We start from the raw sequence: 23,749 nt of genomic DNA on the forward strand, positions 1-23,749 counted from the left end.
TTTATAACCGGCAGCCGCCTAACACCGCGCCACGGAGCACTTCTCAATGGCTCACATTTTTCCGTATCCCGATGATGTCCCGCTGAACGTTCAGATCAAGTCCTTGGGAGACGAAGAATTACTGGATTTCTGGGAAGAGACGCAGTTCCTTGAAAAAGTATTTCAGGAAGAAATAATACCCGTTCCGCAGCACTCATTTGAATACGAAAAGCTTATTCTGCAGGAACTGCAGCTGCGTTCATGCAGGCGCTGTCTTGCCGAACGCCGGTTTTAGAACATTTTTTGTCCGGCACCGCAAATTGTGCTGCTCTGACCAAAAGAGAAAAGCCCCGCGCAAGCGGGGCTTTTTTTTTACAATACTGCTTTGCAAATGAAGATCATTTGCCGGAGGGCCGCCCCACGCAGAAGTAGGCGAAGCCTTCCTTCGCCATAAATTCAGGCGAATACAGGTTTCTGCCGTCAAACAATATGGGCGCGGTAAGTGACTTGCGTACGCGGCCGAAATCAGGATTACGGAACTGATTCCACTCGGTGACCACCAGCAGAGCCTGCGCGCCTTCCACAGCTTCGTACTGTTCATCCACAATGGTAACCAGAGGATTATCGGCCAGCAGTGCACGTGCATTGTCGGCAGCCACGGGGTCGTATGCCTGAACCTTCATGCCCTGCGCGGTAAGTTCCTGTATTATAGTCAGGGCTGCCGCTTCGCGCATGTCATCAGTATTGGCCTTGAATGCCAGCCCCCACAAGGCGATGGTCTTGCCCTGCACTCCGCCCTGCGGGGCAAAGTATTCCAGAATCCGCTCAGCCATGTGTTTTTTCTGCCGGTAGTTCACATCCTCCACAGCTTCCAGCAACTGGGGTCTGAATCCGTACTCCCGTGCGGTATGGATGAGTGCCTTGACGTCTTTGGGGAAGCAGGAACCGCCGTAGCCCACTCCCGGATAAATAAAATGGTAGCCGATACGGTGGTCTGAACCTATCCCCGTACGCACGTCGCGCACATCTGCCCCCACACGCTCGCACAGCGTGGCGATCTCGTTAATGAACGAAATTTTGGTGGCAAGCATGCAGTTGGCCGCATATTTGGTCATTTCAGCACTGCGCACGCCCATAACAATAAGCTTTTCACGACTGCGGGCAAACGGCGCATACAGCTGCTTAAGGTATTCTGCCGTTTCGGCGCTGTCGGTTCCCACCACCACCCGGTCAGGCTTCATGAAATCGTTGACCGCATCGCCTTCCTTGAGGAACTCGGGGTTGGAAACCACGTCGAACGGAATGTCCACCCCGCGCTTTTCCAGTTCCGCGGCGATAATGGCGCGAACCTTGTCAGCGGTACCCACGGGTACTGTGGATTTATCAACCACTATTTTTCTGTCAGTCATGCCGGCGCCCACCTGACGGGCCACCTGTTCCACAAATCCAAGGTCGCAGGAGCCGTCATCGCGGGAGGGGGTACCCACAGTGATGAACACGAAAAGCGAGTCCTTCAACCCGTCTTCAAGACTGGTGGTAAACTGCAGGCGCCCCTCTGCGTAGTTGCGGCGTACAAGTTCTTCCAGTCCCGGCTCGTAAATATGCACCTTGCCGGCTTTCAGCGTTTCGACCACCTCGGGATTCACGTCCACGCAACGGACGGTATTACCCATTTCAGCAAAGCAGGCGGCGCTGACAAGTCCTACATAGCCAGTACCGACAATACAAACGTTCATTATGATATCCTTATAGCGTTGAGTATGCTTCCTTGATCAGTTTTCTGCACGATTCAGTTACTCACAACCCCCAAAAACGTCAATGCCTGGCGGGCGGCCCCGTTTTTTTGAAGACGGATGCTTGACTTTCCGGCAGGCTCTTCTGAGAGTGCAAAAAAATATTCAGGAGACTGACATGCCTGTGCTTGTTGTTAATGTTGATCATGTTGCCACCCTGCGCCAGCAGCGCATGGGAAAAGAACCGGAACCGGTCACCGCAGCCCATCTGGCTGAACTGGCCGGAGCCCGCGGAATAATAGTACATCTGCGTGAAGACAGACGGCACATTCAGGACAGGGATGTGGAGATGATAGCGGCCACCCTGAACACGCGCATGCATCTGGAAATGGCCGGCACCCCCGAAATGCGCGAAATTGCCCTGCGTATCAACCCCCATATTGTCTGTCTGGTTCCGGAAAAAAGAGAAGAACTGACAACCGAAGGCGGACTGGTTGTGGCCGGACGCGAAAAAGAGCTTGCAGCCTACCTTGCCCCCATACATGCCAGAGGCATACGCTCCAGCCTGTTCATAGAGGCAGACCCCGCGCAGATACGTGCCGCGCGTAATGTCGGTTCGGAGTATGTGGAACTGCACACCGGACACTTTGCCGACGCAGCCACTCAGGACGAGATGCGCCGGGAGCGTGATAAAATCGTACGCGGCGTTGAACTGGCCCGCACGCTCGGGCTCAAGGTTAATCTGGGTCATGGACTAAACTACACCAACATCTACGAATTCAAGAACGTTTCCGGAATCAGCGAATACTCCATCGGGCATTCCATTGTTTCCAGAGCTGTGCTGACAGGCATGGAAAAAGCCGTGGCACAGATGGCGGCCATCATAGCCACGTTCAGCGAATAGCCCTTCACCGCGGAAACAGGCATGATTTTAGGAACAGGACTGGACCTGACCGAACTCGGACGCATACGCGCCGCCCTTGAAAGGCAGCCTGAAAGGTTTCCGCGCCGCATTCTGCATGATTCTGAACTTGCGGCCATGCCACGTCTGTCCGTCGCGTGGCTGGCCGCACGTTTTGCCGCCAAAGAAGCCGCGGCAAAGGCACTGGGAACAGGATTCACCGGCGGTGTGGCGTTCAGGGACATCGAAGTGTATAAGGAACTGTCGGGAAAGCCATGCCTGCGCTTTCACGGCGCCGCGTTTGAGCATGCACAAAAAATGGGTGTGAAAAAAATCCACCTTTCACTGACCCACGGCAGAGACACCGCTGCCGCCGTTGTCATACTCGAAGGCTGACAAAGGGGCCCCGCGGATCTGCAACAAGAGGTGTGTTTATGTTTCTCCCCCTGCCCACACCACAGGAAATGAACCGGTGGGATCAGGCTGCCGTTGACGAAGCGGGCATGCCTGCCGAGATGCTGATGGAAAACGCCGCCCGCGAAGCTTTCAGAGTGCTGTGCGGCTGCTTTGAAAAATCCTCGGCAACGGGCGCGCATACGGCGGAAGACCCTGCATGGTGCCTTGCTGAAAAGCGCATCCTCTGTTTCATGGGTGGAGGAAACAACGGCGGCGATACCGCCGCACTGGCCAGACTTCTTTGCGGTGCCGGTGCCACCGTGCTTGTGGTGCACACGCGCCCGCTTGAAGATTTCCGGCAGGAGGCGGCATGGCACATAGAGCGTGCACTTCAGGCGGGAGTGCTTTTTGTACAGTATGACGCATCTTGTCCCGCAGTTATCCCCGCTGTCCTTTCCACCAAGGAATTATCAAACTGGAACGACGACGCCTGTCCGGTGCCCGTCATGCCGGACATCGTGGTTGACGGTCTGCTGGGAACGGGACTGCGGGGCGAAGTGTCAGATTCGCTGCTGGCACTTATCCGGCATATCAATGCGCTGGCACGGACCGCATTTGTCTTTTCACTGGATATTCCCAGCGGTATGGACGGACTGACGGGGCTGCCCTCTCCGGAGTGCGTCTGTGCCCGCTGCACCGTCACATTTCAGGCTCCGAAGACAGGACTGCTTCACCCCGAGGCAAAGGAATATACCGGCAGGCTGCACATACGGGACATCGGCATTCCTCCCGCTATCCAGAACAGGTATCCCACGCGACTTCGCAGGGCCACATGTGCTGTTGCCGCACTGCCCCCCCCGCCCTCGGCGGCCATGCACAAGGGCACGGCAGGCCGTGTGCTGGTCATCGGCGGGTCCGCAGGGCTTTGCGGTGCTCCGCTGCTGGCGGCTGCCGGAGCCTTGCGCGCCGGTGCCGGACTCGTCACGGTGGCCGTTCCTGCCCGCCTTGAAGCCTGTGTCAGACATGGCAATCCGGACATCATGACATTGCCGCTTGCGTGCGGCGACGACTGGGCCGCTTTTGACGCACGCATGCTGGAAGGGCTGGATGAGCGCTACGACGCAGTCATTGTGGGCAACGGCATGGGGCGCTCGGCTCACGCCGGCGAGGCGCTTGCCGAAATTTTGAAAACCCCCAGGCCTGCCTCCGTCATCGATGCGGACGCACTTTTCCATTTACGCCACCCTACGCAGATGCTTGCATTGATGCGTGAAACAGATATTCTTACACCTCATCCGGGCGAAATGGCTTTTCTGACGGGTCTGACCATAGAGCAGGTACAGGCAGACAGGCTTGCCGCGCTGGAAATGCTGACGCGGCGCACAGCAGCAACCTGTATTCTGAAGGGCGCAGGCACTCTGGTGGGCAGCACACAGTCATTTACAGCGTTTATCGACGCCGGAGGGCCGTCACTGGCGGTGGGCGGCTCCGGCGATGTGCTTGCCGGTATATGCGCCGCATTTGCGGCACAGGGCCTTGGGGCATTCAATGCCGCCGCCGCTGCGGCATTCATCCACGGAAAAGCCGGAGAACTCCTGTTGCAGGAATTTCCGTTGCGCGGTACTACCGCATCTGAAATAGCTGATACCATTCCCCGTACCAGAAAGGAGCTTTATCATGCTTAGCGCAAAAGACATCATGTCCGCAGACCCTGTGACCGTAGCTCCTGACATGGATATCATCGAAGCCACCAAACTGATGCTGGAATACAAGTTCAACGGCCTGCCCGTTGTGGACGACGCCGGCAAGCTGGTGGGAGTGCTGTGTCAGAGCGACCTTGTCGCTCAGCAGAAAAAGGTCAATCTGCCCTCTCTTTTCACCATTCTTGACGGCTTCATTCCGCTGAAATCGCTATCTGACATGGATTCGGAAATGCGCAAGGTCGCTGCCACCCGTGTCAGCGATGCCATGACCGACAATCCGGCCACTGTCACGCCGGATACCCCGCTGGATGAAGTCGCCACCCTGATGGTGGATTCCAAGTATTATACGCTGCCCGTTGTCAAGGACGGCATTCTTGTCGGCGTTGTCGGCAAAGAAGATGTTCTGCGCACGCTGGTCGGCGTTTAGCCCGTATTCAAGCCATGCAGCTTTCACTCAGGCTTCATGATGCAGAAGCCACGCTGAAACTGGGAGCGATACTTGCGGACTGCATACGGCAGTCCGGCAGTGGTATTGCGCTTCTTCTCTGCGGCAGTCTGGGTGCCGGTAAAACAACACTTGTCCGCGGACTGGTGTCGGCCCTGCCCGGCGGCTTTGCCGCTGAAGTGAGCAGCCCCAGCTTCAATATATGCAACATATACCCCACCGGACCGGAAACGGTGCACTACGACCTGTACAGGCTGCAGGGTGCTCCGGTGGATGACAGTCTTTACGATCATGTGGAAGACGGTTCTTCCGTCGTGATTATCGAGTGGGCCGAATACCTGCCTGCCGATGCAAAGCCTGACAACGCTCTGGTGCTCACATGGCTCGAACAGCCCCAAGGCAGACTGGTAACCATCCAGGCTTCCGGCACCGGAGCAGAAAATGTACTTGCCTGTCTGACCCCGCAGACGGCCGGGTTCACTGCATAAGCACAACACGGCGCCCTTTGAAACTACGCTAAACGATTAGGATTACGGTATGCGTATTCTGGTTCAGAAGTTCGGTGGAACTTCAGTCGCAAATCTGGAATGCATGCAGCAGGTCAAGCAGAAAGTGCTGCACGCCCGAGAAAACGGTTACAAAGTAATAGCCGTTCTTTCCGCCATGTCCGGAGAAACCAACCGGCTGCTCAACATGGCCGGCCAGTGGTCGCAATGCCCCGACGAGGCGGAAGTGGATGCGCTCATCTCCACGGGCGAGCAGGTCTCGGTATCGCTTTTTGCCATGCTGCTGCAGAACGAAGGCATCAAGGCCCGCTCGGTGCTTGGTTTTCAGATTCCGCTGAAAACCAATACGGCGTACAGCCGTGCCCGCATTCTTGATATCCGCAAAGACACCCTGGTCGAACTGCTTGAAGCGCACGATGTGCTGGCCGTTGCCGGCTTTCAGGGCATAAACGATGATAACCGCATAACCACGCTCGGTCGCGGCGGCTCCGATACTTCTGCCGTGGCGCTGGCGGCGGCTCTGGGCTGTGAATGCGAAATTTATACTGATGTGGACGGCGTATACACGACAGACCCCAATATGTGTTCCTCAGCCCGTAAACTGGACCGCATTTCCTATGACGAAATGCTTGAGATGGCCAGCATGGGAGCAAAGGTTCTGCAGATACGTTCTGTGGAATTTGCAAAAAAATACAAGGTGCCTGTCCGCGTTCGCTCAACTTTTACCAATGATTCAGGAACATTGCTTACTCAGGAGGACTCTCAGATGGAAGCCGTCATGGTATCCGGCATTGCATATGACAAGGATCAGGCACGAATTACCCTACGCGGTGTGCCGGACACGCCCGGCGTGGCCGCGTCGCTGTTCTGTCCCCTTGCCGATGCCGGCATAGTGGTGGACATGATAGTCCAGAACCCGAGTCTGGACGGCGTCACAGACATGACGTTCACCGTTCCCCGCAAAGACCTGACGAGAGCGCTTGAACTGGTGGAAAAAACCAGAGCAGAAGTGGGCGCCAAGGAAGTGCTGCACGACCTCAATGTTTGCAAAGTTTCGGCAATCGGCGTCGGCATGCGCAATCATTCGGGCGTTGCCAGCAAAACTTTTGCCACGCTGCGCAGAGAAAACATCAATATTCTGATGATCAGCACTTCTGAAATCAAAATAACCTGTCTGATAGAAGAAAAATACACAGAACTGGCCGTCCGCACACTGCATGATGCCTTCGGCCTCGACAAAGATCAGTCACAGGCGGGCTGACACACAATGCCATGAAGCACATAGAAATATACGACACCACGCTGCGTGACGGCACTCAGGCCGAGGATATAAACCTCAGCACCGAAGATAAAATCAAGATAGCTCTCAAGCTGGATGAGCTGGGAGTCCGGTATATTGAAGGCGGCTGGCCGGGGTCCAACCCTGTGGACAGATCGTTTTTCAGCGATATTGAAAACTATGCCCTGAAAACAGCGCGCATTGCCGCTTTCGGCAGTACGCACCATCCTAACTTTCAGGCACAGGAAGACCCCAACCTGCGGGCCATTATCGAATCGGGCGTCAGTACAGCCACCATTTTCGGCAAAAGCTGGGATGTGCATGTCAAGGAAGCGCTACGTGTCACAGAGCAACGCAATCTGGAAATCGTTCACGATTCCGTTGCCTATCTGCGTCAAAAGCTCTCGGAAGTGCTTTTTGACGCCGAACATTTCTTCGACGGCTTCAAGGCAAATCCCGACTATGCTCTTGCGGTGCTCCGGCAGGCTTATGCAGCCGGAGCCCGCGTGCTGGTGCTGTGCGATACAAACGGCGGCAGCCTGCCCAGTGAAGTGGCAACCATAACCGCCTCTGTGCGCAAAGCCCTGCCCGATGCCGCGCTGGGCATACACGCACACAACGACTGCGAGCTTGCGGTGGCTAATTCCATCGCCGCGGTACAAAGCGGGGCAACCCATATTCAGGGCACAATGAACGGAGTCGGTGAACGCTGCGGCAACGCCAACCTCTGCTCCATCATCCCCACGCTGGAACAGAAATTTGCCCGGACGTATCAGTGTCTGCCCGAGGGCAGGCTTCCGCAGCTGACACGTATTTCCCACTTTGTCTCCGAAGTGGCCAATGTGCAGCCGTTCAGCCGCCAGCCCTTTGTGGGCAGGTCGGCCTTTGCGCACAAGGGGGGCATTCATGCCAGTGCCGTTAACCGTATGGCCAGCCTGTATGAACATATGGACCCCGAAGAAGTGGGCAACAGACAGCGGGTACTGCTTACCGAACTTGCAGGCAGGAGCAACATTGTTTCCATAGCCCGCAGATTCGGTTTTCATCTCGACAAGGATGAACCAGTTGTCAAAGGTCTTCTCAAGGAACTGAAAGACAACGCAAGTCTTGGGTACGACTATGCGGCTGCAGAGGCATCTGTGGAGCTGCTGCTTTTTAAAAAGCTGGCCCGCAGGGGTGTCCGGCAGTTTTTCCGGCTTATCAATTTCCGCGTCATAGAGTCAAAACAGGGACGCGACGCCGAACCCATGTCGGAAGCCACAGTCATGGTAGAAGTGGAAGGAGTGGAAGAGCACACGGCAGCTTCCGGCCGGGGTCCTGTCAACGCGCTGGACAACGCCCTGCGCAAAGCGCTTTCGGGTTTTTACCCCCGCCTCAACGAAATGCGGCTGCTCGATTTCAAGGTGCGGGTGCTGAACGGAAGCAAACGCAGCGACGGCGGTACGGCCTCCGTCGTACGGGTGCTCATTGAGTCCGGTGACCAGCATAGCCGCTGGGTAACCGTAGGGGTATCATTCAACATCATCGAAGCCAGCTGGCAGGCGCTGGTGGATTCCATTACCTACAAACTGTATAAAGACGAAGGTGAACAGCGGGCCAAACTGGGCTAGCAGAACACAATTCCCGCCACGGCGGGGCCCGATAAAAATCAAGGCCGGTCACCCGGCCTTTTTTATTCAATTCGCTGTCTGCGTTCAGCTGTCCACAAGCTCATACCGGCTGTTGCCGTCCTGATCATCACGGTACCTGAACACCAGATTACGTCCGCCGCGTTTGGCCTCATAAAGAGCCCGATCTGCGGAATCGATAAGATTATCCTCATAAGCGCCGCGCCACAAACTGCTGGCAAAAGCCACTCCGGCACTCAGGGTGATGCTGATGCCGCTTCGCACCACCTCCCCGCTGTTATTGCGGATGACAAAGTTAAAATTCTCCATGCTGCTGCGGGCGCTCTCTGCAATTTTTTCCGCCAGAGAAGCAAGTGCCCCTCTGAGCACCACGGAAAACTCCTCGCCCCCGTAACGGGCAACAAGAAAATCTTTTTCGTGTTCGGCAGCATGCCCGCGGACAGCCTCCTGTAAAATTCTGGCCACGGTCTGAATGGCCTGATCCCCTATGCGGTGGCCGTATTCGTCGTTGAAATTTTTAAAATTATCAATGTCCAGCATGATGAGAGAAAGCGGGGTTCCCTCTCTGCGCCAGCTTTGAACCGCGCCGGAAAGAAAGGCATCAAATGCGCGCCTGTTATGCAGACCACTCAAAGGATCACGCTGGGTCAGTTCTGTCATGGCTGCGGCGTCACGTTCCATCTCAAGCAGAACTTCACGAAAGGTATCTTTCAACAAAGCCACGACTTCTTCGGGCTCTCTGCCCTCGGTCACCGCCTGAATGCTGCGGGATTCCAGATGCTCCACATCACCTTTTCTGCGCAGCAGGATACTGCGGAACTCGCCGGCAAGAGCCATGGTTTCCTGCATGGCCCTGTTAAGGCGCTGCTCATAGGGTGCCACAAGAATCTGTCTGTCACGCTCCAGAATTCTCTCGTAATTCCGGTCTGAAAAATCTTTGTTTTGCAACAGGTCAACAAGCAGTTGCTGAACCTGCATTTTCTGTTCATCTGTCAGATAGGAATATTCCTGCATGCCTCGCATGTACAAAACAAGAGTCCGCCACTTTGCATCACGGGGCACTCCTGCGTTGTCAAGAGCTTCGCACATACGGCCGTCAGCAGAAAAATCGCAGTGCAGGCGGTCGTCGCAGACAGCATGCACCGAACCGGCAACATCTTTAAGCGGGCTAATCTTCATAACACTATACCTGTCAGCAGAAGGATTATCACTACATGATCACTGTAACGGCCAGACATCGCATGACCTTGCCGGAGCCATGCCTGCCATGAAGCTTTCGGTCAGAGTATCAAAATGCACGACATTCCGATAGGAAATTTTATAATAGGCTTCGCATTTCTGTGTAAAAAACCGCATACTGCGCCTGTTTCCGCGGTACCCCCCCTGCGGGGTATCTAGGTCTGCCACATGCCTCCACATGCCTGTCTTTGCGGTTATTGCCCGCCGTTGCGCGGCCAGCAGGGTGTCGCGCAGGCCGACAGGCGTATCGGCGTGCTGATAAAGCCAGGCTGCCCCTGACGCGACAAGCACTTCGCTCAGCAGGCGTCTGTCCGGCAGATACACGTCTGCCAGTACCCTTCCGTACCTGTCACGGCTGCTTTTTTCCATATCGATCAGCACCTGCCGCTTCTTCAGCAACCCGACAAGCTGTTGATGCGCTCTGTGTGCATAAAAGCCGGAAGCATGGCCGTTACGGCCCACTTCGGGAGCATCAATTCCCCTGAGACGGACAACTGTTCCGCCGGCAAGGACTATCGTATCGCCGTCAGGTACCGAGGAGATATCATACCGCAGGAGTCCGGCTTCTGCAGTGCAGGCAAAACACGCCAGCAGAAACGTGCACAAACATAGTCGCATCACTGCATACGCGGCAGGTACGCTCACCGGCAGGGCTTTTTTATGCATGAAACACCAAAAAGGCGGCCCCGTGCGGAGCCGCCCTGAAGTCTAGCTTTCGTAGTACGAGCGCAGGGTCTGGCTCCTTACCGGATGCCTGAGCTTGCGCAGCGCCTTGGCTTCTATCTGCCTGATGCGCTCTCGTGTCACGTTAAACAGCTTTCCGACCTCCTCAAGAGTGTGATCGGACTTCTCGTTGATGCCGAAGCGCTTACGCAGCACCTGCTCTTCGCGGGGAGTCAGATCAGCCAGCACTGCGGCAATCTGCTCGCTCAGCTTGGTGTTGACCACTTCTTCGGCAGGAGCAACGGCTTTCTTGTCTTCAATAAAATCACCGAGGCTCGAATCTTCTTCATCGCCGATAGGCGTTTCAAGGGAGATGGGTTCCTTGGCAATTTTCAGAACCTTTTTCACCTTGTCGATGGGGTAATCCATACGTTCGGCGATTTCTTCAGGTGTGGGGTCACGCCCGAGTTCCTGAACAAGATAACGCGATGTACGGATCAGCTTGTTGATGGTTTCGATCATATGCACAGGAATACGGATTGTCCGCGCCTGATCTGCAATGGCGCGCGTGATGGCCTGACGGATCCACCACGTGGCGTAGGTCGAAAACTTGTACCCGCGCTGATACTCGAACTTGTCTACAGCTTTCATCAGGCCGATGTTCCCTTCCTGAATCAGGTCAAGAAACTGCAAACCGCGGTTGGTGTATTTTTTGGCGATGCTCACCACAAGGCGCAGGTTGGAACGGATAAGTTCCTGCTTGGCACGCATGGCATGACTGTTTCCGCGCTTGATACGCCAGAGCACTTCTTCAAGGTCAGTCACGTTGTGGCAGCATTTCTCCTGAAGCCTGTTCAGGATTTCCATTTTGCCCATGATCATTTCCTTGAATGAAAACAGCTCTTCAACCGTCAGATTAAGGCTGTCTGCCGCCACAACCGGATTGATTTCGCGGTCGTCCAGCTGACGGAACAGCTCGCGCATTTCCGTCTGGGTCTTGCCGGTGGACAATATATATGCCGAAAGGTCCCGCTGGCAGTTATGCATCTGACGCACATAGTCTTCAACCGTTTCTATAATACGGTCGATAAGCGTTTTTTCCAGCTTGATGTCGCGCAGTCGGGAGACTATCTCCTCTTTATAGGCGATAATTTCCTTCTGGATACCATATACGCGGCGCTCAAGCGTACAGCACTCGTCAAGACGCTGATAAACCTTGCGTTTTTTCTTGAATGTAGACTGGATTTCATCCAGCAGCAAAATAACCCGCTGCCGCTGGTTCATCTCGTCTTCGCTGGGGTCGTCTTCCTCGATGGTTTTAACCACATCCTTAAGTTTGATGCGGTTTTCCTTCAGGTCTTCGCCCACGGAAATAAGCTCTTCCACAGCGATGGGAACTTCCACCAGAGCGTACAGAACATCCTGCTCTCCGGTCTCTATCTTCTTGGCAATGTTCACTTCACCGTCACGGTCGAGCAACGGCACAGCGCCCATTTCCCGCAGGTACATCCTTACAGGGTCTGTACTGCGCGAAGAATAGTCGGCAGGATCGTCTTCATCGGTCAGCTCCAGCCCTCCGTCACCCCCTTCGTCATCTGCCTCGGCAGGGGAAACGCTTATTTTTTTGCCGTCTTTTTCAGAATCGACAATCGCAATATCAAGCTGATCGAAAATCCCGATGATTTCTTCAATCTGCTCAGGCGTGTTGACCTCTGCCGGCAAAGCTTTGTTAACTTCCTCAAACGTGAGAAAGCCCGCGACCTTGCCTTTGGCAATCAGGGTCTTGATTTGCTGGATTTCCTTAATGTTGCCCATCGGATCTCCCCAGATTATCTTTCATGGCCCGAAGAAGCTCAAAACCCGCTTCGGAATTTGCATCACTGCTCAGCTGTCTCAGTGCCGCCAGCATCATCCTGCTTTGTTCTTTCTGATTCAGTTCGGCCAACTTGGAGTATAAGTCCTCAAGTTCCTGCCGCTCGTTCTCAGCCGGAATAGGGCTGGCAACCCTGCATCTGATCCAAAGCGCTTTCTGTTCTTCAGAAAAATGGTTCGGCGCTTCATCGGCTCCGAACGCCAAAAGTTTATCCCACATATCTCTGGCCCAGCGCGAAACAAGCACTTCCTCCGCGCCGCGGGCCTGCAGGTTGGAAATATGGTGCGGAAAGCGGACGAGAAACTCCATAAGATGCATCTCAAGTTTCTTTTCCTTTCCCGTCTGCACACGATTGCCCGCTGCACGCTGCTGTCTGTTTCGCCCTGCAGGCGAAGAAAGCGAAGCCCGCAGGTCCGCTTCCTGCAGCCCCAGACCGCCGGCAAGACGCGTCACATAAAAGCTTGCCAGATCGGGCCGGTCGAGCTGGCGCAGAAAAGCCGCCGTCCAGTCCAGAATCTCCCGCGGCGAATAAGAATCCCGTAGCGTCCTGATGCAGTATTCAAGCCCGTCGGGAGCTGATTCCGTCAATTCACGAAAAGCCTGTGCCCCCTGCTGGTGCAGCAGGCTGTCGATATCTTCGCCCTCGGGCATCAGCACCACACGACAATCCATACCTTTCACCAGCATCATTTCGCAGCTGCGCAAAGCGGCCTTGCGCCCGGGACCGTCACCGTCAAAAAGCAGGTCAACATGCGAACAAAATCCGCCGAGACGCTTTACCTGCGCCTCCGTCAGGGCCGTACCCAGCACGCCGCAGGCATTGGTATGCCCGAACTGGTGCAAAGCCAGCACGTCCATATACCCTTCTGTCAAAAGAGCACGCTTATGCTGCGATATGGACCTTCTGGCCTGATACAGGCCGTACAGATGGTCGCCCTTTTTGTATATGGTACTGTCACTGCTGTTTATATATTTCGCCTGATCTTCTGAGCTAATTATTCTGCCGCCAAAAGCAATAACTTTTCCCGAAAGATTTTTGATGGGAAAAATAAGTCTGCCCCGGAACCTGTCATACATTCTGCCGGAGTCGTTGGATGAAAGCAGCCCGGCACGGGTGGCATCGCGGGGAGCATACCCGGCACGCTGTAATTCATCGGAAAGTGCAGCCCACTCTCTTTTGCTCCAGCCCAGCTCAAAAGAACTGACAATCTCGTCGGGTATTCCCCGGTCGGCAATGTAGCTGCGGCACTCAGCACCGGCCGCGGACTGCAGATTTCTGCGGAAATGCTTTGTCGCCAGCTCGTACATTTCATAACAGCGGGACCGGAACTTGCGCTCCTGCTCTTCTCTGGGATCGGCCTGCCGCTGGCCCAGAGTCACCCCCGCCTCTTCGGCAAGCTGCTCCAACGCCTCCCGGAATTCAAGTCCGTTTATCCGGCTGTAAAAATCAATTATATCACCGGAAGCCTGACAACCGAAGCAGTAGAAAAAGCCCTCTTCCTCATTGATGGAAAAAGAAGGTTTGGTCTCCTGATGAAAAGGACACGGTGCCATCCAGCGGTTGCCTATACGGCGCAATTCAACATATCGCCGCGCCAGCTCGGCAAGATTCAGTCTGGACTTGATGGCCTGTACAGCCGAATTATCGTGACCCGACATAATGGCACAATCTCCGCAAATGCAAGGCTACTTCAATTCGACAATGGTCATGCCGTCGCCGCCGCGCCCTTCGGGTGCAAGGCGGAAAGCATCGACCGCAGCAAAACTCCGCAAAAAAGCGTGAACTTCCTTCCGCAGCGCACCTGTACCCCGGCCATGGACCACTTCCACCTCGCGGGTACCGGCAAGCAGTGCGTTATCAAGCACAGCCGCAAGCTCTGCCACGGCCACATCGGCTCTCATCCCGCGCAGATCTGCGCGCATGGGCGGACCGGCAGGTTCCTGCACGTTATCTTCCGCCACCACCGACTCACGCCGTACGGTCTTCGGCGCGGCAGGCGGTACCGACGCGGCCACATCCTTGCAAGAAACCCACAAAGACACACCGTTCAAGTCAACTTTAAGGCGCTCTTTGCGTGCGTCAACCTCTTCAATGACAGCCTTTTTTCCCCAGGGAATATAACGGACAGTCATGCCTGCGCAAAGTGCTTCCACCGGGGCGGCCTGTTCCTGCTGCGCCGCGGCCTGCTCGCTGACAAGACGCTGACGCACCGCCGCAAGGTCTTTCAACGCCTGCTTATGGCTGCGCTTACCCTGTTTCCAGTCACGCAGCACGTCCTGCGCCTGAGCCTGCACACTTTCAAAAAGACGGAGCCGCTCCTTTTCAAATCTGGCTTCAAGCTTGTCCCGCTTGCTCTTCAGTCGCAGCTTTTCGCGTTCAAGATCATCCAGTTCCTGTTCTCTGGATACTGCAAGGGCATTAAGACGTTCAATAAGCGCAGCTGAATCTTCTCCGTCCAGCAGCAGATAGTTATGCGCACGCCTGAGCACAGCATCGGGCATGCCATGTTCACGGGCAACATCCAGAGCCTGACTGGCCCCAACCTGATCATAGGCAAGACGGTACAGAGGTCTCTTGGTACCGGGATCAAAAAGCACCGAAGCAGCGCGGACACCTTCCCTGCTCAGGGCATAGGCTTTGAGAGCCGGAAAATGAGTAGCCACACACACGGTGACATTCTTTTCCATAAGCTCGTCAACCACAGCCTGAGCCAGCGCGGCGCCCTGCGCGGGGTCCGTTCCCGCACCGAATTCGTCAAGAATAACAAGCGAACCGCTACCGACTTCCTGCCAGATATCACTAAGGTTGCGTATCTGAGCCGTGAACGTACTGACATTGCCCTCAAGGCTCTGTTCGTCGCCGATAAAAGCATGAACTGCACGCCAGCACGGCAGGGTGCTGCCTTCAGCAGCAGGCACGGGCAGCCCGGCAGCGGCCATCAGCGCCACAAGACCTATGGTCTTCAGGCTTACCGTCTTGCCGCCGGCATTACCCCCGCTGATGATCAGGCAGTTCTGTCCTTCCAGCAATTCAAGGTCCACCGGATGCGTATCCGCAGAAGACAGTGCCAGCAGCGGATGCTTCACCCCGCGCAGAGAAAAGGGTCTTGTGTCGTCAAAATCTATGGCGATGCCGCCAAAAGCACCGGCCAGAGCGCACCGCGCCAGCAGCACATCCGCTTCCACAAGCAGGTTCCAGCACGCGTTCACGCCTTCCATCTCTGCGCGAAGCAGACCCGTGAGATATTCAAAAACCTTGCGCTCTTCCGCGCGTTCCTGCCGTTTCAGATTCTGAAGATCGTTGTTGATCTCCACAAGAAACATGGGTTCGAAATAGCAGGTTTCACCGGTCTGGGAGTATTCGTGAATTATTCCCTGCAGCCGGCCTTTGAAGTTTGCCTTCAAAGGAAGCACATATCTGTCAGAGGAAAGCGTCAGGAACTCATCCTGCATGTAATGGCTGAGATTGTAAGTATTGGCCAGCTCTTTCACCTTGCGTGTGCAGAGCCGGTGAATACGGCGTATTTCTTCCCGGACCAGCAGCAGCTCCGGTGAACTTTCATCACGCAGCAACCCGTCTTCGCCAAGGCAACGCATCAGTCCGGAAAGAGCCTTTTCAGGCATGCGGTAACGTTCCAGCATCTGCGCCAGAAGCGGCCAGTTTTCCGCCGTATTGCCACTCCCTATGGCAACGGCCAGCTCGCGTGATTGCGCAAGCACCTGCCGCACGGCCCACAGGGCGTCAATATCCAGCACAGCCGCCGGTGATTCCAGAAAACGGAACACACCTGAAAGATCGGGAAACGGAGCAAGAGAGAACCCTGTCCGTTCCGCCCACAGCTGTCCCTGACGGAAAAAAGCGCAGCGCATTCTGGCGCTGTCACAGTCAGCGGCGGGCGCCAGCAAAAGACAGGCCTGTGCCCCGGCTTCGGATACAGCATATCCGGCAAGGTGCCGGAGCACCTTATCAAATTCCAGTACGTGCGCGCTTCTGGACTGCATATCTAACTGGACTGAGCCTGCAGCTTGGTGCGCACCATCCCGCTGAGAGCCTTGCCGTCCACACGTCCCTTGTAGTCCGCCATGATGGCGTTCATCACCTTGCCCATATCCTGCATGCCAGAGGCACCCAGATCGGCAATGGTCTTTTCCACAAGTGCGGCCAGCTCGTCTTCACCTATCTGCGCGGGCATGTAGTCTTTCAAAATTTCAAGCTCGGCGGCTTCAGTGTCTGCCAGATCCTGACGGCCGGCAGCCGTGTACTGTTCAATGGAGTCCTGCCGCTGCTTGGTCTGCCGGATGACCACTTCCAGAACTTCGTCTTCTGTAAGCGGACGCATTTTTTCAACCTGCAGATTCTTTACGGCGGTCTTCAAAAGACGCAAAACGCCAAGACGCAAAGAGTCCTTGGCTTTGTAAGCGGCGATGTAGTCTGTTTCGATACGGGAAGAAAGAGTCATGAATTACCCCTTTTGCAAGACAATACGGGAAACCCGGAGCAAGCCGGATTTCCCGTGAAAGTTATATCAGCCACAGCGAAGCTTGCGGGCCTTCATAACAGAGAGGGTGCAACTAACCCATGTTAGCCTTGCGCATTTTCTTCAGAAGACGCTTGCGGGCAGCCGCTTTCTTCTTCTTGCGCATCACGCTGGGCTTTTCAAAGTGCTGACGCTTCTTCATTTCGGAAAGAACGCCGGCCTTTTCGACCTGCTTCTTGAAGCGACGCAGTGCGATATCAAAGTTGTATTCGTTATCGTCAAGGTATACACCGGGCAAAGAAATCACCTCCCTACAACGGCAGTCTGCCGCCGTAGCGGATGCCGTGAACAGATTTCTTTACCCGACAAACTACGCCATGGCAACCCTTGTTTTGCCACGGCACAAAAAAAGGCGACCCGAAGGCCGCCCCGAAAAACGGAGTCTAGTGGTGCGACCCGCCGCCCTGACAGTCCTGCGCAGCCTGTGCAGCCGACTTGAACACCACATAACCGAGGCCGGCAAACAGCACAAAAAGCACTGCGTACAACACGCCGAAAAACACAAAGTGATCAGGAGCCCACCACGGGATATCCATGGGGAGCGGGCTCTGTATGGTTTCACCATGCAGCATCATGACAAAAGCCTCCGATGGTTACTTTACTGCGTCTTTAAGCAGTTTGCCGGGACGGAACTTAACAACCTTGGCAGCAGGAATGACAATGGGATCGCCCGTGCGGGGGTTGCGGCCCTGACGTTCCTGACGGGTTTCAACCATAAAAGTACCGAAGCCGGTAAGGGTAAGTTTGCCTTCCTTTACCAGCACATCCTCAACGGATTCAAGAAAAGCGTTCAGAGAACGTTCTGCGTTGGCCTTAGTCAGGTTCGCTTTTTCAGCAATTTTTTCCACCAGATCAGCCTTGGTCATCTGCCGTCTCCTCCTCTCAGGGTTTGCAGGATTATCAGGCTAAAGCGTTACGACCGGCGCACCCACACAATATCTGCAACCGGCACTTTGAGATTTTTTTCTCAAGCTTCTTTTTTTCCGATACCAGAACACCTTGGGAGGCGCAACCGGCACTATCGGCAGAAAAGACTCAAGCATATTTCAATGCCCTGCGTCAAGACACAAGCTGTGATTCCAGCAGGTTTGCAAGTTGTTGAAACTGGTTAGGCGACAATTCCTCAGGCCGGGCGGCGGGCGGCAATCCCTGCTGCTCAAACCAGCCGCACACTGCATCACTCCAGTAACGCTTTAATATTTTTTGCAATTGCTTTCTGCGCTGCTGAAAGCATATCTTTAAAAGAACTGAAAGAGCCCCCGGACTGAAATTTCTGGCCGAAAGCGGCAGAGGTGCAAAAGAAAGGACCGCCGAATCAACCTTGGGCCGGGGTTTGAAAACAGTAGGCGGCACGATCAGTTCCTTTCTGGGAACCGTATGACTCTGTAACCATACACTGAGCGCGCCGTACTGCCGCGAACGCGGGGCGGCCACAATGCGGTCCCCGACTTCCTTCTGAATCATAAAAACAGCACGGCTGAAAGCGGCAAGACTGAGACAGTCCCACATAAGGGGCGAAGCCACGTTATAGGGCAGATTTCCTATAAGCTTCCATGAACGGTCATCCGACAGGCGTTCCCACGGAAACGTCAGGGCATCGGTGAGCACCACCTGTTTTTCCACCGGCGTTCTGCTGTCCGAGCGACGGTGTTCCCCTGCCCAGTATGTATCTTTTTCCAGCAGCCACAAACTTGCGGGCGCAGCCTTCTGGATAAAATCAGTCAATGCCCCCGGCCCCGGGCCGATTTCAATGACGCAATCTGCCGGGCCGATCTGCAGGGCAGCGACTATTTTGGCTGAGATATTCTTGTCCTGCAGAAAATTCTGCCCCAGGCTTTTCTTCGCCCGTGGCGCAGATGCGGTTCGTTCGGTCATAATATGCTGGTATTCCTTATCAGTCATTATTTACGGGCATAGGTCGGCGGAAAGTCATCAAGATGGCGCGAAAACGCAGCCAGCAGAAACATATCCACCCAGCGGAAAATATCATTTTTTCGAATCACGTCCCGCATTCTGTCCATCCTACGGCGTGCTTCCTCGGCAGGCATATCCAGAGCCTCTTTGATGCTCTGCGCCATGCCTTCCCTGTCAAAAGGGTTCACCAGCACGGCTCCGTTCTGCAGCTGCGCTGCGGCACCGGCAAATTCGCTGAGCAACAGCACGCCCCGCCGGTTCACATTGCAGGCGCAGTATTCTTTGGCCACCAGATTCATGCCGTCACGCAGAGGGGTGACTATGGCCATCGAAGCGGCCCTGTAATACGCCACAAGCTCTTCCCTGCCAAGGCTTCTGTACTGGTACTGCACAGGATTCCAGCCCGGTCTGCTGAACAGCCCGTTGATTTCCCCGACCAGCCTTTCAATTTCCTGCTTCAGGGCGTTGTATCTGGGCACCTCCTGCCGGCTGGGAACCATTATCTGCATCAGGGTGACATTGCCCCGCAGTCCGGGGTATTTTTCCAGCGCTTCCCGAAAGGCCTCCAGCCGGAATGTTATTCCTTTAGAATAATCAAGCCGGTCCACGGCCAGAAGCATCCTGCGCCCGTCCATGGCGCTTTTCAGCTCGTTCACCCTGCCGGACACCGCAGGAGAACGTGCCGTACGGACAAAAGACCGGTAATCGATGCTGATGGGAAAAGCCCCCAGCCTTACCTTGCGCCCGTCCAGCAGCAGTTCGATTACAGGCCCCCTCCCCTGCGGTTTCACATGAGGAAGCAGTACCTGTACCGACTGCATGAAATTTCTGCGGTCACGATAGGTCTGAAACCCCACAAGATCATACTCCAGCAGCGCGGACAGCAGTCTGCGCCGCCACGGCAGCTTCAGATAATTGTCCATCGGGGGAAAAGGAATGTGCAGAAAAAAACCTGCCCTGCGCCTGCTGCCCATGGACTTGAGCATTTCGCCCACATGCATCAGGTGATAGTCATGCACCCAGACGTACGCTTCCGGATCGCCGGAATCCATGACAGCACGGGCATACAACTCGTTCACCCGCAGGTACGATTTCCAGTATTTCGGAAAAAAATTGCACAGCGACTGGAAATCATGAAACAGCGGCCAGATAACCTCGTTGGCAAAGCCATAGTAAAAATCGGCCACATCTTCTTTCTCCAGCCTGACCGGCTTGAGGGAATAGCCGGCCTCACGGGAAAACTCGCCCAGAAGTGATTCGGCCTCATGTTCACCGCTGGCGCCGGTCCATCCCACCCAGGTGCCTCCCCGGTCTCTCAGTACCGGAGCCATGGCAGAAACCAGACCTCCGGCACCGGTCGTTATTCCCCACCCGTCTTCATTTCTGGACAACACGACGGGAAGCCGGTTGGATACGACGATCAGGCCCTTTGCTGGCGTCATGGAAGCCTCCTTCTGATAATTGCAGTGGAGGAAACTATAACGGCAACGGCACTGCCGGACAACCCGGAGCAGAATTACGCGGAAAAAAACAAAGGCAATCAGCAGCGGCAGGCTGCAAGGCGGGATAAAAAGGCCAGCAGCTGCACCGGCGGCACAAGATGCCACTGTGCAGCAGAAACCGCAGCAGGACGGTCAGTAACCAGAACAGCAGCGCCTGTACGGTCACCGGATGCCAGAACAGGAACAAGCACGCGGAAAGCATCTTCGTCTGTTTTGTCATCTCCCAGATAAAATGCCGCAGCCAGGGGATGATCTTTCAAAAGCTGCGTCACTGCACGGGCCTTGCTGAAACCGGCTACACGCAGTTCCAGGCCGCATTCGAATGGCAGAATCTCCAACGCCGCGTCACTTGCAAGCAGTGTCCACTGCCCCCGCAGCGCATCCAGCACTGAGGATGCCGTGCCGGAGTCCATGCCCCGCACGTGCACAGCCACGCTGAAGGTTTTGCGTTCAATCCGGCGCAGACAGACCTGCCCGCAGGCAAGAGCGAACGCATCATCCAGCCGCTGGCGCAAATCACCGGACAGCGCAGCCTTTTCACACTGAGCACCGGGAAGCTGCCTTTCGGCCCCGTGCCCGCCCCATACTTCCAGCGGAATACCAAGGTCCAGCAAAGGCGGAATTTCGTGACACTGTCTGCCGGAAACAATAACCGGCACAATGCCGGTGCACGCAGCCAACCGGCGGAGGGATTCCCTCACGCCGTCATACGGCCATGCTCTGTCCCGTTCAGCGGTAAAAGGTGCCAGCGTACCATCATAGTCAAGCATAAGCAGCACCTCCGGGGCAACGGCCACCTTTGCCCACAGTGCCTGATGATTATCTGCCTGCTCCCATGTCAGCATGTTCTCTCGCCTTCCTGCCCGCTTCGTATTGTTTAAGCAGCTTTATCATTCTGCGCTGCCGGTAGGCGTTCACCATGCGGAAGGTGACTATATATGTCAGAAAAGCCAGAGGAACCCCCAGCAGAATACCACCGGCAAACATAACAACCACAATCTCCCAGCCCTGGTGCAGCATGGCTTCGAGTTCAAGGTGATGCGGGTTGAAGTGCGCCTGCACCGGCATGACAAGGCTGCCTATGTAGTACAGCATTGTATAAAACGGAATCATATTCACCGGATTTGAAATCCAGGTCCCCAGTGCCGCAGCCACCTTGCTGCCGCGGAAAACAAACGCCATAACCACAGCGGCTATGGTCTGAAACGGGATGACAGGCAGACATCCCACAAAGATGCCCACAGCCAGCCCCATGGCAATTGAATGTGTCGATGCTTTTAAGCGCAGCAGCCTGAGGTATTGAAAACGCAACAGGCGCCTGAAAGAAGCCCACCAATGCACGGATCTTTTTTCCTCCGCAAAGTGATATACACACCAACGGTTACTGCAGCATGTCAAAACGGTTAAAGGTGAGCACAAGGGCCGCACGCCCCTGTGTCGCGCTGCGCAACTGCGTGGTGAAACCGAAAAGCATTCGCATGGGGGCTATGCCGCGCACGATTTTAACACCGCTCTGGTCAAGCATTTCTTCCACACGCCCCCCTTTGGCACCCATCAGGCTGATGGCTTCGCCGACAAACTCTGCGGGTACAGAAATTTCCACTGTCATTATGGGCTCAAGAAGAACCGGACCGGCTTTTTCCAGCGCCGCCTTCACGGCAGCCACGGCAGCCATGCGGTACCCGGCGGCGGAAGAGACCCCGTCTGTGCGGTACAGAGCCGTAACTGTCACCCTGACATCCTGTACGGGAAAGCCTTTGACCACTCCGCTCAACAGACAGTCTTTCACTCCCTGCACAGCTTCGGCTATCCAGCTTTCAGGAATTGTCTCGTCATCTACCGCCGTCTGCACATCCACACCGGCATCCCGTACCAGCGGTTCTAGACGAACCGCCACGTGCCCGTACAGACGGGTATCACCCAGTTCACGGTCAAATTCAGCTTCCGCTTCCGCGGTCATGCGTACCGTTTCCTGATAGACAACCTGAGGGTTTCCGGAACGGGGAGACACACCGTATTCGCGGCGCAACCGCTCGAGCACCACCTCCAGATGCAGTTCGCCCATGCCCGAAAGCACCCGCTGTCCGGAGTCTTCGTCATGTTCAAGCGTAAGAGTGGGGTCTTCCACCAGCACGCGCGAAAGCACATCGTCCAGCTTTTCAGCTTCTTCAGCATTACGGGGTTCCAGAGCCAATGAAATAACAGGGCGGTACTGCTGGATGTTTTCGAGCACGACCGGCGAGCCTTTATCCGTCAGCGTATCGCCGGTGCGGGCCTGCTTAAACCCCACAACACCTACAATTTCCCCGGCACGCGCCTGTTCCACACGCTCTCTGCGCCCCGCATGCAGACGGAAAAGCTGGGCAGCCTTTTCAAAACACTGACGGCTGCTGTTCCAGCACGCGGTCCCTTCGTGCAGCACACCGGAATACAGCCGTATAAGCGCAACAGCGCGCGACCCTTCCATGATGACCTTAAAAACCAGTGCGGCAAGCGGAGCATCCGGAGTAATGGCCAGCTGAATGTTTCCGTTTTCAGTTGCTCCGGCCGGAGCGGGCACATCAGCAGGTCCCGGAAGGTACCTGCACACAGCATCCATCACAGGCTGGACACCCACATTACGCAGGGCAGAGCCGGCAAAAACAGGAACCAGACCATGCTCCAGCGTAGCCGTGCGCAGGTGTGCTTCAAGCTGGTCTGCACAAACAGCCTCTCCGGAGAGATACGCCGCAAGAAGCCCGTCGTCAAAATCTGCCAACGCCTCGATCAGACGCTCGCGCCATGATTCTGCAAGCGACAGTTCCTGCTCTGAAAGATCTGAAAAAGAATATGTTTTTCCGTAATCAGAAGCATCAAAATCGATGCGCCGCATGTGTACAAGATCAATGACGGCCTCAAACGTTTCTCCCTGTCCTACGGGAATCTGCACTGCCACGGCGTTGGCTTTGAGTCTGGAACGGATATCGCCCAGCACGCGCTCAAAATCCGCGCCGACTCTGTCCATTTTGTTAATAAATGCCAGCTTGGGCACGTTGAAACGCTGAGACTGCCGCCAGACGGTCTCCGACTGCGGTTCAACGCCGCCAACAGCACAGAAAACGCCCACCGCGCCATCAAGAACGCGCAACGAGCGTTCCACCTCAATGGTGAAATCGACATGCCCCGGGGTGTCTATGATGTTAATATCGTGATCTTTCCAACGGCAGGTAGTACAAGCTGACGTAATGGTGATTCCGCGCTCCTGCTCTTCGGGCAGATAATCCATGGTGGCAGTGCCGTCATGCACCTCTCCCATTCTGTGTATCTTGTCTGAATAATACAAAAAACGTTCAGTAAGAGTAGTTTTTCCCGCATCGATATGGGCAATGACCCCGATATTGCGCAAAGACTTCATGTACTCATCAGAATGAGATTTGGCTGTCATACTCGGTACCAGACCTGCTGTTAATC

At 55.3% G+C, this 23,749-nt stretch carries 23 protein-coding genes; 8 read left to right on the top strand and 15 right to left on the bottom strand.

Features of this window, described 5'->3' with window-relative positions:
* The first annotated feature begins 46 nt into the window (after positions 1 to 46).
* Positions 47 to 274 carry a hypothetical protein gene (locus H586_RS0100240; RefSeq protein ID WP_011367943.1) on the top strand — a complete coding sequence of 76 codons (228 nt, stop codon included), beginning with the start codon at positions 47 to 49 and terminating at the stop codon, positions 272 to 274.
* Between the two features lie 103 nt (positions 275 to 377).
* Here the strand turns inward: H586_RS0100240 and H586_RS0100245 are convergent, their stop codons facing one another.
* Complete coding sequence (locus H586_RS0100245) at positions 378 to 1,715, bottom strand: UDP-glucose dehydrogenase family protein (protein ID WP_011367944.1); 1,338 nt, start codon at positions 1,713 to 1,715, stop codon at positions 378 to 380.
* 175 nt (positions 1,716 to 1,890) lie between these two features.
* Between H586_RS0100245 and H586_RS0100250 the strand changes: the two genes are divergently transcribed.
* Genes H586_RS0100250 through cimA form a run of 7 tightly spaced genes read left to right on the top strand, consistent with a single transcriptional unit; the run spans position 1,891 to position 8,552 of the window.
* Positions 1,891 to 2,616, top strand: a complete 726-nt coding sequence (locus H586_RS0100250; protein ID WP_011367945.1) for a pyridoxine 5'-phosphate synthase — start codon at positions 1,891 to 1,893, stop codon at positions 2,614 to 2,616.
* Positions 2,617 to 2,637: 21 nt separating this feature from the next.
* Positions 2,638 to 3,009 (top strand): holo-[acyl-carrier-protein] synthase, encoded by a 372-nt coding sequence (locus H586_RS0100255; RefSeq protein ID WP_011367946.1) that lies wholly within the window; start codon positions 2,638 to 2,640, stop codon positions 3,007 to 3,009.
* 38 nt (positions 3,010 to 3,047) lie between these two features.
* Positions 3,048 to 4,694, top strand: a complete 1,647-nt coding sequence (locus H586_RS0100260) for a bifunctional ADP-dependent NAD(P)H-hydrate dehydratase/NAD(P)H-hydrate epimerase (RefSeq protein ID WP_027181095.1) — start codon at positions 3,048 to 3,050, stop codon at positions 4,692 to 4,694.
* The gene (locus H586_RS0100265; RefSeq protein WP_011367948.1) at positions 4,687 to 5,139 is read left to right on the top strand and encodes a CBS domain-containing protein; all 453 of its coding nucleotides are present in this window, start codon (positions 4,687 to 4,689) and stop codon (positions 5,137 to 5,139) included. Before H586_RS0100260 ends, H586_RS0100265 begins: the two co-directional genes overlap by 8 nt.
* 14 nt (positions 5,140 to 5,153) lie before the next feature.
* Positions 5,154 to 5,645, top strand: a complete 492-nt coding sequence (tsaE, locus tag H586_RS0100270; protein ID WP_011367949.1) for a tRNA (adenosine(37)-N6)-threonylcarbamoyltransferase complex ATPase subunit type 1 TsaE — start codon at positions 5,154 to 5,156, stop codon at positions 5,643 to 5,645.
* A 49-nt stretch (positions 5,646 to 5,694) separates the two neighbouring features.
* Positions 5,695 to 6,924 (top strand): aspartate kinase, encoded by a 1,230-nt coding sequence (locus tag H586_RS0100275; RefSeq protein WP_027181096.1) that lies wholly within the window; start codon positions 5,695 to 5,697, stop codon positions 6,922 to 6,924.
* Between the two features lie 11 nt (positions 6,925 to 6,935).
* Positions 6,936 to 8,552, top strand: a complete 1,617-nt coding sequence (cimA, locus tag H586_RS0100280) for a citramalate synthase (RefSeq protein WP_011367951.1) — start codon at positions 6,936 to 6,938, stop codon at positions 8,550 to 8,552.
* Positions 8,553 to 8,636: 84 nt separating this feature from the next.
* On the opposite strand, the gene H586_RS0100285 is transcribed toward cimA, so the two are convergent.
* From H586_RS0100285 to fusA, 14 genes are all read right to left on the bottom strand, one after another.
* Positions 8,637 to 9,749: a GGDEF domain-containing protein gene (locus H586_RS0100285; protein ID WP_027181097.1), complete on the bottom strand. Its 1,113-nt coding sequence runs from the start codon at positions 9,747 to 9,749 to the stop codon at positions 8,637 to 8,639.
* 39 nt (positions 9,750 to 9,788) lie between these two features.
* Positions 9,789 to 10,475 carry a thermonuclease family protein gene (locus H586_RS0100290; RefSeq protein WP_051363797.1) on the bottom strand — a complete coding sequence of 229 codons (687 nt, stop codon included), beginning with the start codon at positions 10,473 to 10,475 and terminating at the stop codon, positions 9,789 to 9,791.
* Between the two features lie 42 nt (positions 10,476 to 10,517).
* The gene (gene rpoD / locus H586_RS0100295) at positions 10,518 to 12,287 is read right to left on the bottom strand and encodes an RNA polymerase sigma factor RpoD (protein WP_011367954.1); all 1,770 of its coding nucleotides are present in this window, start codon (positions 12,285 to 12,287) and stop codon (positions 10,518 to 10,520) included.
* Positions 12,274 to 14,004: a DNA primase gene (dnaG, locus tag H586_RS0100300; protein WP_011367955.1), complete on the bottom strand. Its 1,731-nt coding sequence runs from the start codon at positions 14,002 to 14,004 to the stop codon at positions 12,274 to 12,276. The genes rpoD and dnaG overlap by 14 nt, the downstream gene beginning before the upstream one ends.
* Positions 14,005 to 14,031: 27 nt before the next feature.
* Complete coding sequence (locus H586_RS0100305; RefSeq protein WP_027181099.1) at positions 14,032 to 16,347, bottom strand: endonuclease MutS2; 2,316 nt, start codon at positions 16,345 to 16,347, stop codon at positions 14,032 to 14,034.
* A gap of 2 nt (positions 16,348 to 16,349) precedes the next feature.
* Complete coding sequence (locus tag H586_RS0100310) at positions 16,350 to 16,805, bottom strand: GatB/YqeY domain-containing protein (RefSeq protein ID WP_027181100.1); 456 nt, start codon at positions 16,803 to 16,805, stop codon at positions 16,350 to 16,352.
* Positions 16,806 to 16,917: 112 nt separating this feature from the next.
* Entirely contained in the window at positions 16,918 to 17,121 is a 204-nt protein-coding gene (gene rpsU, locus H586_RS0100315; protein WP_011367958.1) for a 30S ribosomal protein S21, read from the bottom strand.
* Positions 17,122 to 17,266: 145 nt separating this feature from the next.
* A complete protein-coding gene (locus H586_RS0100320; RefSeq protein WP_027181101.1) occupies positions 17,267 to 17,455 on the bottom strand; it encodes a hypothetical protein in 189 nt (62 codons plus the stop codon).
* Between the two features lie 21 nt (positions 17,456 to 17,476).
* Entirely contained in the window at positions 17,477 to 17,749 is a 273-nt protein-coding gene (locus H586_RS0100325) for an HU family DNA-binding protein (RefSeq protein WP_011367960.1), read from the bottom strand.
* A 193-nt stretch (positions 17,750 to 17,942) separates the two neighbouring features.
* On the bottom strand, positions 17,943 to 18,785 hold the full coding sequence (gene rsmA / locus H586_RS0100330) for a 16S rRNA (adenine(1518)-N(6)/adenine(1519)-N(6))-dimethyltransferase RsmA (protein ID WP_081701732.1): 843 nt from the start codon (positions 18,783 to 18,785) through the stop codon (positions 17,943 to 17,945).
* On the bottom strand, positions 18,785 to 20,239 hold the full coding sequence (locus tag H586_RS0100335) for an alpha,alpha-trehalose-phosphate synthase (UDP-forming) (protein ID WP_011367962.1): 1,455 nt from the start codon (positions 20,237 to 20,239) through the stop codon (positions 18,785 to 18,787). The genes rsmA and H586_RS0100335 overlap by 1 nt, the downstream gene beginning before the upstream one ends.
* A 98-nt stretch (positions 20,240 to 20,337) precedes the next feature.
* The gene (otsB, locus tag H586_RS0100340) at positions 20,338 to 21,144 is read right to left on the bottom strand and encodes a trehalose-phosphatase (RefSeq protein WP_027181103.1); all 807 of its coding nucleotides are present in this window, start codon (positions 21,142 to 21,144) and stop codon (positions 20,338 to 20,340) included.
* Positions 21,119 to 21,640 (bottom strand): DUF2062 domain-containing protein, encoded by a 522-nt coding sequence (locus tag H586_RS0100345; RefSeq protein ID WP_011367964.1) that lies wholly within the window; start codon positions 21,638 to 21,640, stop codon positions 21,119 to 21,121. The genes otsB and H586_RS0100345 overlap by 26 nt, the downstream gene beginning before the upstream one ends.
* Before the next feature lie 40 nt (positions 21,641 to 21,680).
* On the bottom strand, positions 21,681 to 23,723 hold the full coding sequence (fusA, locus tag H586_RS0100350; RefSeq protein ID WP_027181104.1) for an elongation factor G: 2,043 nt from the start codon (positions 23,721 to 23,723) through the stop codon (positions 21,681 to 21,683).
* Positions 23,724 to 23,749 lie beyond the last annotated feature (26 nt).

Origin of the sequence: Oleidesulfovibrio alaskensis DSM 16109 (assembly GCF_000482745.1) — a bacterium.
Lineage (GTDB): Bacteria > Desulfobacterota > Desulfovibrionia > Desulfovibrionales > Desulfovibrionaceae > Oleidesulfovibrio > Oleidesulfovibrio alaskensis.